At 39.0% G+C, this 12,907-nt stretch carries 6 protein-coding genes; all 6 read left to right on the top strand.

Annotation, left to right across the window (positions count from 1 at the left end; all coding sequences use genetic code 11):
• Positions 1 to 412 precede the first annotated feature (412 nt).
• The 6 genes from OM074_RS20315 to OM074_RS20290 all read left to right on the top strand — a co-directional run bounded on the left by OM074_RS20315 (position 413) and on the right by OM074_RS20290 (position 12,392).
• Positions 413 to 3,430 carry a SusC/RagA family TonB-linked outer membrane protein gene (locus OM074_RS20315; protein WP_301202494.1) on the top strand — a complete coding sequence of 1,006 codons (3,018 nt, stop codon included), beginning with the start codon at positions 413 to 415 and terminating at the stop codon, positions 3,428 to 3,430.
• Between the two features lie 33 nt (positions 3,431 to 3,463).
• Complete coding sequence (locus OM074_RS20310) at positions 3,464 to 5,065, top strand: RagB/SusD family nutrient uptake outer membrane protein (protein ID WP_301202493.1); 1,602 nt, start codon at positions 3,464 to 3,466, stop codon at positions 5,063 to 5,065.
• Positions 5,066 to 5,326: 261 nt separating this feature from the next.
• A complete protein-coding gene (locus tag OM074_RS20305; protein WP_301202491.1) occupies positions 5,327 to 6,910 on the top strand; it encodes a M61 family metallopeptidase in 1,584 nt (527 codons plus the stop codon).
• Between the two features lie 51 nt (positions 6,911 to 6,961).
• Positions 6,962 to 8,335 (top strand): DUF6055 domain-containing protein, encoded by a 1,374-nt coding sequence (locus tag OM074_RS20300; protein WP_301202489.1) that lies wholly within the window; start codon positions 6,962 to 6,964, stop codon positions 8,333 to 8,335.
• 325 nt (positions 8,336 to 8,660) lie between these two features.
• Entirely contained in the window at positions 8,661 to 9,836 is a 1,176-nt protein-coding gene (locus tag OM074_RS20295; protein ID WP_301202488.1) for a TlpA family protein disulfide reductase, read from the top strand.
• A gap of 156 nt (positions 9,837 to 9,992) precedes the next feature.
• Complete coding sequence (locus tag OM074_RS20290) at positions 9,993 to 12,392, top strand: glycoside hydrolase family 127 protein (RefSeq protein WP_301202487.1); 2,400 nt, start codon at positions 9,993 to 9,995, stop codon at positions 12,390 to 12,392.
• The last annotated feature ends 515 nt before the right edge of the window (positions 12,393 to 12,907 follow it).

Below are 12,907 nucleotides of genomic sequence, written 5' to 3'. Positions count from 1 at the left end.
CAGGACGTTGATTACCTCCTTACATAACCCCATGCGTTGCATGGGGCTAGGATAAGCTGTGCTTTCAGCACGATATACAAAATGCTTTTACAAAAGATCTTTAGCCTAAAATATATAACATATCCCACCTTTATATTACAATACTTCGTTAAACTTTTCAATCAACTTGATTTTTGCTTGTGAAAAAGACATGATGGAGTGATTAATGTGCTGAAATTAAGTCTTGTAAATCAGTCTTTTGGGTTAAATCTCAGTTCTTACCTTCTATTAATATTAAAATCCTTGAAAATAAACAATTGTATGTGTTTTGTACACATATGTTTCAGTCGGTTGGTTCTATAATAATAAACTTTAGCATAGCTATTTTACTCATAGCAAAATAACTAGAATCTAAATTTAAAAGAAAAAATTTATGAAACAACAGACAGCTTGTTTTTTGGGAAATCGGAGAGGCATTTCTTTTAGGATGCTAATTCTCGTCATGACCATTTTTGTCTCTACCGTTGCGTGGTCACAAAAAGTAATGTTAACAGGAACAGTTAAGGATGATTCAGGGAGTTCTTTACCTGGAGTGACAGTTGTAATTAAAGGTACAACAAATGGAACGGTCACGGATATTAACGGTTCGTTTTCAATTAATACAAATGTAGGGGAAATTCTGAAGATATCTTTTGTGGGGTATACATCTCAGGAGATTCAGGTTTCTGCCGACATATCAAAATTAGACATAGTGTTGGAGAGTGATATGATAGGCCTGGAGGAAGTTGTCGCAATTGGATATGGAACAATTAAAAAGGGAGATGTTACCAGTGCCGTTTCATCTGTTAAGGCAGATGATTTTATTCAAGGTTCGGTTAAGGATGCGGCCCAGCTTGTTCAGGGCAAGGTGGCAGGTTTATCCATTTCGTTACCTTCAGGAGACCCTACAAAAGGTGCTTCTATGATGATGAGGGGAGTTTCTTCTTTGATGGGAAACAGAACCCCGCTTGTTTTGGTGGATGGAGTTCCGGGAAGCCTAGAAACAGTGGCTCCTGAAGATATTGAATCGGTAGACGTACTAAAGGATGGTTCGGCTACGGCAATTTATGGTACTCGTGGTACAAATGGTGTGATCATCATTACCACCAAGTCGGGTAAACTGGGGATGAAACCAACCATCGAATATTCGGGGTATGTGTCGTTATCCCAAATTAGTAATAAGCTTGATTTTTTAGATGCTGATGAATTGCGTGAGAAATGGGCTGAGGGATATTCATTTAATGGCTCTAATGTAGAAGATTTCGGATCAGATACGGATTGGTTGGATGAAATTACCCGTAGCGCAGTAAGCCATGTACATAACGTAGTGTTCCGGGGTGGTAATGAAACAACCAGCTTAACGGCATCAGTCAACTATAAAGACAACCAGGGGATTTTTATTAATTCAGATAACCAGAAATACACTGGTAGGGTTGAAGTAACCCATAACATGTTCGATAACAAGTTAAAAACAAACATTGGTATTTTAGCCAGCGAACAAAAGTACTGGACAGGAGGAGATGGTTATAGTTTTAATAACTATGTGTATCGTCAGGCAATTATACGAAACCCAACAGAACCTATAAAAAACGAAGATGGTTCATGGTATGAAAGGGATGTTTATTTTTACGATAACCCGGTAGCTTACATTAAAGAATCCATTGGGGAAAATAAATACCGGAACCTGAGGTTCAATGCCAGCATGGTATATACCCCGATAGAAGGCGTAGACCTTAAAGCTATGTATGCACGTAAAGGGAATTCGAATATCAGGGGATATTACCAAACAAAAAACCATGTGTCAAATACCAAATACGGTAATGGAGGTTATGCTTCAAGAGGAACTGATGACTATGTGGGTAACTATGGAGAATTATCGGCCAGTTTAAAGAAATCAATAGGAGCTCATCGTTTTACTGCCCTTGTTGGTTATAACTACGAAGACAATACTTATCAGAACTTTTGGGCAAACAACAAATATTTTCCTTCAGATGCCTATACATATAACAGTTTAGGAATAGGAAAAGGTTTAGGCGAAGGAGAAGCTGGTATGGGAAGTGGAAAAAGTACAGACAAGTTAATCGCTTTCTATTCAAGGGTATCGTACAGCCTTGCAGATAAATATCTATTGATGGTAAGTTTACGACGCGAAGGTTCATCCCGCTTTGGTGAAAACTATAAATGGGGTAATTTCCCTGGAGTTTCAGCAGGATGGAGGATTAACCAGGAAGCGTTTATGCAGGATATTGAATGGATTGATAACCTGAAACTACGTGCCGGTTTTGGAGTAACAGGTATTAATGTAGACCAAAACCTTGTGTCGTTGAGCGGACTTAAATATGATGAGTACTTTTTGTATAATGGCAGTTGGGTAAGAGATTTGATTCCTTCAAGAAATGACAATCCCGATTTAAAGTGGGAGAAAAAAGAAGAAATCAACATCGGTTTGGATTTTGATTTGTTTGATGGAAGACTTGGCGGTGCTGTTGATTATTATAGTAGAAAGACAAAAGATGCCCTTTGGGATTATGATGTGCCGGAACCTCCTTATTTGTATGGAAGTATTTTAGCCAACGTGGGTGTTATCGAAAACAAAGGATTTGAAGCCTTGTTAAATGTTGTGCCGGTAAAAACGTCAAACTTTAAATGGAATGCCAATTTTACCTATTCAACCAATAAAAACAAGCTGGCCTCCCTTTCAAATGACAAGTTTCAAACTACAAACGAGTTCTTTTACAGAGGTTATACCGGGGAGCCCATTCAGATTGAAACCCACCGTATCGATATTGGCGGCCCTATAGGTAATTTTTATGGATTAAGATCAGTAGATATTTCAGAAGATGGTATCTGGATAATAGAAAATGCAGATGGGGAACGCAAACTGGCAACAGAGTCTTCAACAGAAGATCGTCAGATTTTAGGTAATGGTTTGCCAAAGCATTATTTAAGTTTGAACAATACATTTAACTACAAAGGATTTGACTTAAATGTAAACCTAAGGGCTGCTCTTGATTTTCAGATTATAAACTTTCAACGCATGTTCTACGAAAACCCTACAGTTTCGTATAATGTACTTGACTCGGCCTTTGATAAGGTTTATGGAAAGGCTGTTCTTTCGGATGTTCAACGTTATGTTAGTTATTATGTTGAGGATGGTGATTATTTAAAAATAGATAATATTACCCTGGGCTACAATTTCAAAACTAATAAGATTAAAGGCATTGAGAAATTAAGGGTTTACGTTTCCGGAATGAACCTGTTTACGTTTACCGGTTATAAAGGGATAGATCCAGAAGTGAACAGAATCGGATCATCATCGGATGAGGATCAGGGATTGGCTCCTGGTATTGATCACCGTGATCAGTATCCAACAACAAGATCTTTTACTTTTGGAGTTAATGTTACCTTATAATCAGACGTTTTGCAAACTAAAAACAATAAGAAAATGAAAATCAAAAAGTATATATATAAATTCACCAAAGCGTCACTTGTTATTATGGCGATGTCGGCTTTATTGGTGACAAGTAGTTGTACCGACCTTGAAGAAGAAGTGTTTGAAGAAATTACAGAAGTTTCATTCGTGCCTGTAGAAGAGGATATTGTAGCGCTAATGGCTTCAGGTTATGTGCCTCTGAGATATATTATGGGATGGCAAGGTTTGTTTGATATTCAGGAGGAACCCGGGGATATGTTTATCACTCCTACGCGTCCTAATGGATGGGACGATGGGGGAACCTATAAAAGGATGCACTTTCATACCTGGAACAACTTACAGTGGCAACCCAGAAATACTTGGGCCAACTGTTATAATGGTATTAATAATATCAATAGGGTAATCTTGCAGGTTGAATCAGGAGGACTTCCTCTTGAAGAAGGACAGGATGTCGCTATTATTGCTGAAATGCGTGCTTTGCGTGCCCTGTGGTACTCCATTCTTGTGGATACCCACGGTAATGTTCCGTTGATTACAAAGTTTAGTGATGAAATTCCTGAACAAAAAACACGCAGCGAAATATATGATTTTATTGTTTCAGAACTAACCGAAGTTATTCCGCAGTTAACAGAAACTGTTGACCAGTCAACCTACGGAAGAGTTACCAAATGGGGTGCATTACAGATTTTGGCCCGGGTTTACCTAAATGCCGAAGTGTATACCGGTACTGCACAATGGACAAAATGTTTAGATGCTTGTAATCAGATTATAGCAAGTGGTAAGTTTTCGTTGGATCCGGTATACAGGGATATTTTTAAAACCGAAAATTCAGGTTCTCCGGAAATTGTGTTTGCTGTTCCTTACGACAAAATTTATGGTAAATATTGGAATGCACATATGAAGATGTTACTTCCTGGCCATAGGGATGTATTTAATATGGTTGCACAACCATGGGGCGGTTCAAGTTGTAATCCGCAGTTAATAAATAGCTACGATCCGGATGATAAGCGATTGGCAGATACCTGGTTGATGGGTGACCAGATAAGCAAGAAGGATGGAAGTGTGGTGATGACTTTGGTAAATAAAATGCCAAGCATTTACGATTGTGAATTTGAAGAAGGGTTCAGGTGTCAGAAATATGAAATTGAAGATGGGGCACAAAGTACGTTGAGTAATGATTTGCCTTATTGCAGATATACAGATGTGTTAATGATGAAAGCAGAGTGTTTATTACGCACCGGAAAGAGTGGCCAGGCTGCAGAGATCGTAAGCGATGTTCGTGAGAGATCGTTTGACGATCCTGCAAAAGCCGTGGTCACAGGAGAAGAGCTTGAAGGCAATACTACAGTTGAGTATGGAACTTTGAATGAGGACGGGGAAATTGATAACCCAGGAGACCAAACCCCTGTTTTATATGGTAGGTTCCTGGATGAACTGGCCTGGGAGTTTGCTGCTGAATTCCGCAGAAGGACTGATATGATAAGGTTTGGTGTTTATCAAACCAAGAGCTGGTATAACCATACCCCTCAGGGCGATCATACATTGCTTTTCCCAATTGGTTTAGAGGAGTTAAATACTAATCCAAACTTAAAGCAAAACCCAGGGTATAATTAAAATAAAGTTTCAGGAAAGGTAATAATGTGTATAGATAATTAGAATCTGCAAGAAAACTCCTGAAATAATTCAAACACCAATCGCACACCCCTGGCTCCTATTGGGGAATTTCTCGCACTATGCGGGTTGACGGTTCTCCCTTTAGGCAGTCAGGGGGTGTAAGGAGGGACGAATTTGGACTTTTCTTGCCAACGCTAATTAATGTATCCAGGTATGAATGGGATAGATATTCCTTCATACCTGGATTTTTATCAGTAACTCATGAATCATCAAAGAAAAATTGTAATGACCAGACATATGTTTAAGTTTAGCTGGGTGTTTTTATTATTGACCATACTATATTCCTGTCAAGTAGGTTCAGACGGGTTAAACCGGAATCAGCCGAAAATTTCTTTCGAACTTTCGGTGACAGATCCGGATAGTCATGGTTTTATGGTGGATATGTCCTTACCTCTATGGCATAAAGACCAAATCAGCTTAAAACTACCAGATTGGATGCCCGGTTATTACCAGATTATGGATTATTCAAAGGATATTTCAGCGCTGGAAGTTAAGGATGATGATGGAAATGCATTTCCGGTAGAAATGATCAATAAAAACACCTGGCTTGTAAAAGGGGTAAAAAACAAAACACTGAAAGTAAATTATAAAGTAAGTACAAGCAGGCAATTTGTGGCCAATAACTTTATTGATCAGAAACATGCCTATATTGTATGCTGTAATACATTTCTTTATGTGGATGGATATACAAACCTTCCGGTACAGCTAAAGATAAACAACTATAATAAGTGGAATGATATAGCCACAGGACTAGAACCAATACAAAACCGTAGTGATGAGTTCACTGCTCCAAACTTCGACATTTTATATGATTGCCCCATATTAATGGGAAACCTTGAGAAATTAACTTCTTTTTTTGTTAACGGGATTGAACACCAGTTTGTGGGATATGAATTAGGTGATTTTAACAAAGAGCTATTTATGTATAAACTCAAAAGAGTTGTAGAGTCTGCTGTGGATATTATTGGGGAAATTCCTTACAGCAGATATACCTTTATTGCCATAGGTCCCGGTATGGGTGGAATTGAACACCTGAACAACACAATAATAACTTTTAATGGAAATGAGCTAAATAGCAACTCTGCTCTGAACGGGGTGTTGAGTTTTTTGGCACATGAATATTTCCATCATTATAATGTAAAAAGGATACGCCCGGTTGAACTGGGGCCTTTTAACTACGATAAGCCCAATAGAACCAACATGCTTTGGGTGAGTGAGGGTTTAACGGTGTATTACCAACACATGATATTAAGAAGGGCAGGAATTACCAGTGCTGAAGATTTGTTGGAGCAAGTAGAGTCTCAGATAAATACCCTTGAAAATGATCCGGGTAGGTTGCATCAGACTCTTGCCCAGTCCAGTTATTATACTTGGGAAGATGGTCCCTTCGGAAATCCGGGAGGCGAGGATCAATCCATCTCCGTATACAACAAAGGTACAGTTGTAGCAGCCTTGTTAGACCTGAAAATACGAACTATTACCCAAAACAAAAAAACACTCGATGATGTGATGCAAGCGTTGTATTACCAATACTACAAAGACAAAGGAAGGGGATTTACGGATGCTGAATTTCAATCAGTTTGTGAAGATGTTGCAGGTACTTCACTAAAAGAACTATTTGAATATGTTTATTCAACCAAATCAATAGATTATCAAAAATATTATGAAGCGTTTGGCTTAGCTGTAGGAAGTTACCCGGGCGGTTCAAAAACAATAAAAATCACAAAAAGTAAAAATCCCAATGCCAGCCAGCTACAGTTGTTAAATTCCTGGCTGGATAATTAATAATTGAATTAGTTTGTAAATCAAGTAATAATAACGATAAAAGAAATAATCATGTTCAAAAAAATTACCGGTGCGGTTGTAGCATTGTTGCTGGTTGTACTTGCTGCCTCGTGCGTAAATGTTAATAGTAAAGTTAAAGAACCCGGAATGGTAAAGGAGCTTTATCTTCCTGATGATATTTATATGGTTTCGGATAGCGTGAATCAGAACGATTTTACCAGCGATACCAGTTCGTACTGTTTTAAGCGTTCTGTTCAATCTGATAATATCGCTTTGTTCTGGCATAAAGAATACGGAAACGATCCGATGCTTAACCCGGATACCACAAAGCGTTTTAGTCCGCAAAGAGCTTTGGAAGAGTGTGGCCGTTTTTATAATTACTATGTCAATGAGTTAAAAATGGTTCAGAAGGGGAATTCCCTTAGTGATAAATATAAACTGCTTATTTTTGTTTTTGGCGGTGATGAAGGAACAGCCTTTGGTGGGGGTTCTGAGGATAAAGTTGGTATTCTGTGGACTCCGGCAGTGAGGATCCATAAAGAACCCTTTGGGGCATTGGCGCATGAAATGGCACATAGCTTTCAGTATCTGAGCAGTGCCGATTATGGAACAGGACCAAGGGGACCAATCATGGAAATGTCGGCCCAGTATATGTTGTGGCAGGTATATCCTGAGTGGATGACTTTTGAAAAATATCACCTGGATGCCTTCTTAACCAAAACCCATTTTGCCTTTTTACATCCTCAAAATATGTATCACTCGCCTTATGTGCTTGAGTACTGGTCTGAAAAACATGGGAAAGATTTTTATGGCAAACTAAGTCGTGAAACGCAAGAGGGTGAAGATCCTGTGGCTACCTATAAGCGGATAACCGGCATTACCCAGGAGCAATTTAACGATGAGATATTTGATGCTTCAAGAAGGTTTATTACCTGGGATTTGGCAAGGGTGGAGGAAGTTGCAGAACCCTATAAAAATATGCACAAAACCCAATTGGTTGACGAAGGCAAAGGCTGGTATAGCATCGATTCTGTGAATTGCCCGCAAAATTATGGCTATAACGGAATTCAGCTTGAAGTGCCGGAAGCAGGGACGCAAATTGAATTGGATTTTAGAGGGATGGCCAATGCCAACGGTTATACCAATGTAAAGGTTGATAAGGCAGGTTGGCGATATGGTTTTGTGGCTTATTTAAAAAACGGAAAGCGCGTGTATAGTGAAATGTATAAAGATGAAAGAGGGAAGGTGTCTTTTAAAGTTCCTGAACAAACCGCTTTTCTTTGGTTTGTTGTGAGCGGAGCACCTAAAGAACATTGGCCAATTGTGTTTAACTGGGGAGCCCCCAAAACGGATGATCCCAAAGAGGAACAGTGGGCATATAAATTTCACTTAAAAGGAGCAGGAGTTAAAAAAGTAACGATCTAGCCCATCACCCGGAGTGCGACTTAAAGTCGCGCCCCGGGTTTTTAAATAGTACTTGCAAGAAAACTTGATTTTTTCCCAAACCGCACCCTCCAATTCTCCCGAATACAAGTTCGGGAGGACGAGGGGTCAGCGATGGGGTTAACTATAAAACAGGAGTTTTCTTGCAGAGACTAAATAGCTTTGTAGGTAATGGGAATCAGCTCCCCGTCTGTAACGGACAGGTCCTCCAAAGGAAGCCAGAGGCTTCCAACGTTTATAGTAGTGCTTTCGGCACGAAAAAGAGAGTGTGTTAGTTATCGGACGTCGAACCAATTTACATATCATTATGAAAAAAACAATCTTCCTTGTAAGCTTTACCCTGTTGTTAGTATCAGTAGGCTCCGTTGCGCAGGTGAAAAAGGAACTTAAAGGTGTTCTGGAAAATATTAATAAGTTTAAAAAGGTATCTTATAAATCAACAAACTTTTTTTGTTACCCCGGGGATACTGTTCCTATGACTGGAGAAAAAGTCAATGAATTCTATTTGGAGTATTATATGTCCTTAGATACCATGGTTGGGGCTGCTTATGCTAAGTTTGATTGGTCAGATACTACAAAAGTACTTATTGGATATGATGGAAATAAACAGTATAAAATAGATTGGGAGGAATATGCTTTTTTTAAACGCGACTATTACCCAAACTCATTTCCATTTTTTGCAAGAAGCCGGGCCGTGATCGAGTATGTGTTGAATACCAATGATAGTGTGGTGGTTGATCGTGAGGTAGATAGCAGGTTTATTGCCTATCATATCTCAATATTTAATGAGAGGATTGAATTTGCAGCCAGGTTTCCTTGTTATATAAATGAACCAGGATCAAATATAGGTGTAGTGTCGGAATATACTTTATGGGTTAACCGCAAAACATGGCTTCCTTATAAATTTAAAAGGACATTGCCCGGCAATACAATAATTGATGAAATCAGTCAGTTAAAAAACAGCACAGAGGATCCGGGAGAGTTCAATATGGCTGATTATATACCTGAAGACATGAAGCTTTGGGTGGGAAATAGCAGGGATACATTGAATTTTTCTGATGAAATTTTAAATACAATTGTGCATAATTGGCATTTGTGCGATATAAATAAGCAGTATCATAATCTCATTGAAGAGTCGAGTAAGGTTTATATGATTGGCTGTACAAGTCTGTTTTGTGGTCCTTGCAAACGGTCTGTACCGTTTTTAAAGGAATTATACAGTTTGTATAGTAATAAGGATTTTAGTTTTGTGTCGTTGTATAAAGAGGAAGAAAGGAAGGGGGTAATTCATTACGTAAAAGATAAAGATATTAGGTTTGATATTTTACTTGCACCCCAAAGTACTTTCGATTCTTTGAAAGTAAGTTTTACTCCAACTTTTATTTTTTTGGATGAGGAAAAAAGAGTCAAAAGAATTATATACGGATTTACACCGGGAAAAACGGAGGCCGAAATTAAAGAAACCATAAAAGAGTTGCTCTAAGCGCTATGTGTCAGATATACAGCGGTTGTAAAACATTGTATAAATGTTGAATTAGACATCTGTTCGTATTAATTCATCATTTGTTGATGTTCATGTATGAGTAAATATGCAATTTTACGGTGAGATTTAACGTATAAATTTTAAATTGAAAGAATAATGAAGAAATTAATCTATCTCATTGTTGGACTTGTTGCTTTTTCGGCCCATGCGCAAAAAAAGCAGGAAGGAGGATACCCGATCACTCCCGTACCCTTTACTTCTGTAAAAGTCAATGATGCTTTTTGGGGGCAGAGGTTGAAAGCAAGTCGTGAGGTTACAATTCCATTAGCCTTTAGCAAATGCGAGGAAACCGGACGTTATGAAAACTTTATTAAAGCGGCTCATCCTAGTGATACAATCCAGGTAAAAGGCTTGTCTTTTGATGATACCGATGTGTATAAAACCATTGAAGGAGCCAGCTATTCTATGCAAACCTATCCTGATGCTAAATTAGATAAGTATATCGATAGCATCCTTACCATTGTTGCTGCAGCTCAGGAAGAAGATGGTTATTTATATACCAGTCGTACCATGAACCCAAAGCACCCGCACGAATGGGCAGGTTCAAAGCGTTGGGAGAAGGAAGAAGACCTGAGCCATGAGTTGTATAACCTGGGTCATATGCTTGAGGGTGCCATTGCGCATTATCAGGCTACCGGTAAAACAAACTTTTTGGATATAGCCAAGGCATATGCCGATTGTGCTGTGCGTGAGGTGGGTGATAAGCCTGGACAGGCCTGTGTGGTTCCCGGACACCAGATTCCGGAAATGGCATTGGCTAAACTATATGTACTTACAGGAGAGCATAAATACCTTGATTTAGCTAAGTTTTTATTGGATAAACGAGGTAAAACAACCATTAAAACCGAGTATAGCCAGTCGCATAAGCCTGTGGTAGAACAGGATGAGGCAGTAGGTCATGCAGTTCGTGCGGCTTATATGTATTCAGGTATGGCTGATGTTGCTGCGTTGACAGGAGATTCATCTTACATTAAAGCCATCGACAGGATCTGGGATAACATCGTGAATAAAAAGCTGTATATCACCGGTGGTATTGGAGCAACAAACCACGGTGAGGCTTTCGGAAAAAACTTTGAACTGCCAAACATGTCGGCCTATTGCGAAACTTGTGCTGCTATTGGTAATGTGTACCTGAATTACCGCTTGTTTTTGTTGCATGGCGAATCAAAGTACTATGATGTATTGGAACGTACTTTATATAACGGATTAATCAGTGGTGTTTCGTTGGAAGGTGATGGATTCTTTTATCCAAACCCATTGGAATCTATTGGTCAGCACCAACGTCAGGCCTGGTTTGGTTGTGCTTGTTGTCCTTCTAACGTTTGTCGCTTTATCCCTTCTGTTCCCGGATATATTTATGCAGTGCACGAAAAGGATTTGTATGTAAACCTTTTTATGTCTAACAAATCGGAAATTGCTGTAGAGAATTCTAAAGTGGCTTTAACACAAACAACCAATTACCCTTGGAGTGGGGATGTTGAGTTAAAGGTTGAGCCTAAAAAGAAACAGAAGTTTAACCTGAAAATCCGTATCCCTGGATGGGTGCAAGGTGATGTGGTTCCTGGCGACCTTTATTCATATACCGATAAAAAGAAATTATCGTATACTGTTAAAGTGAATGGTGAAAAAGTAGATGCTGAATTGGAAAAAGGTTATTTCACTGTTTCGCGTAGCTGGAAAAAAGGCGATAAAGTAAGTGTTCATTTTGATATGGAAGTGCGCACAGTTAAAGCCAGCCATAATGTAGAGGCCGATCGTGGAAAAGTATCCGTTGAGCGTGGTCCTGTTGTGTATTGTGCCGAGTGGCCCGACAATGATTTTAGTGTATTGAGCCCTGTTTTACCAAAGAAACCCGTATTCAAAGTAATCGATAAGCCGGATATGTTGTACGGTATCAAAATGATTCAAACAGATGCACAGTTATTAGCCTACAATGATGAGGGGATGATTGATGTAAACAATGTTAAATTAAACATGATTCCTTACTATGCATGGGCACACAGGGGAAGTGGCGAAATGGCGGTATGGTTATCCAACGACTTGAGCTCAAGCCGTCCGGTACAGCCACCAACAATCGCTTCAGAAAGTAAAGTGGATGCTTCGCATAAAACCAAGGCTTTAACGGCTATTAACGACAGGTTATTGCCAAAGGATGAACACGACAGGAGTATTCCTTATTACCACTGGTGGCCAAAACAAGGTACTACTGAGTGGCTTTCATACGAGTTTGACAGCCCCAAAACCATTTCAAGTGCTTCTGTAATTTGGTATGATGATGCACCATGGGGTGGATGCCGTATTCCTAAAGCATGGAAGATTTATTACAAAGATGCCGAAGGAAAATGGGTTGCCGTTGAAAACGATTCGGAATATGTTATTAAAAAAGGAACTGTTAATGAAGTTACTTTTAAAGCAGTAACAACAAAAGCGGTTAAACTTGAAGTACAGCAGCCGGATGAAAATTCAGCAGGCTTATTCGAGTGGGAGGTAGAGTAATTCCCGTACAGATACATATATATTCCATGTGAGTATTGGAGAGGTTGCCGTTTGGCAGCCTCTTTTTTTTTTATAAAAAAATGACCTGTACCACATCGAAACGGAAACAAGAGACATCGTTCTTGGGTGTTTGAAAAGAGGTTTGATGCTCATATCTACCTATACATCATTGAAATCAACAGTGTTTTACTAACAGCATATCTCTTTCCGATTGCTCAAGGTCCTGGGGCGATCCGCGAGCGGCATAGCCTTTTTGCGGAGGCGCTGCCTCAGGTTTTGACGAATAAGGATTCTAGTCTTTTGAATCACTACTTTCAACTATTTATTGACATTTCTGATAACAGTAAAAGAAAAGCAGTAAAATATCTCTGCGTTTCTATCATATTTACTGGTTGTTTGATTTATTTTTAGGTGTTTTGCCTAAGTACATGACAAAACTTTATAACATTCATCTAAATCATTGTTGTTAATGGGATTACTTAATGCATGAGCCATTCTGATTAAACCATATTTAA

The organism is Plebeiibacterium marinum (assembly GCF_026013615.1).
GTDB classification, from domain to species: domain Bacteria; phylum Bacteroidota; class Bacteroidia; order Bacteroidales; family Marinilabiliaceae; genus Saccharicrinis; species Saccharicrinis marinus_A.
The sequence above is the reverse complement of the archived record's forward strand: the minus strand, read 5'-3'. Positions and strand labels throughout refer to the sequence as shown.

Coding starts and splice junctions, on each gene's coding strand:
- OM074_RS20315 (WP_301202494.1), top strand. CDS start 413: ATGAAACAACAGACAGCTTGTTTTTTGGGAAATCGGAGAGGCATTTCT.
- OM074_RS20310 (WP_301202493.1), top strand. CDS start 3,464: ATGAAAATCAAAAAGTATATATATAAATTCACCAAAGCGTCACTTGTT.
- OM074_RS20305 (WP_301202491.1), top strand. CDS start 5,327: ATGAATCATCAAAGAAAAATTGTAATGACCAGACATATGTTTAAGTTT.
- OM074_RS20300 (WP_301202489.1), top strand. CDS start 6,962: ATGTTCAAAAAAATTACCGGTGCGGTTGTAGCATTGTTGCTGGTTGTA.
- OM074_RS20295 (WP_301202488.1), top strand. CDS start 8,661: ATGAAAAAAACAATCTTCCTTGTAAGCTTTACCCTGTTGTTAGTATCA.
- OM074_RS20290 (WP_301202487.1), top strand. CDS start 9,993: ATGAAGAAATTAATCTATCTCATTGTTGGACTTGTTGCTTTTTCGGCC.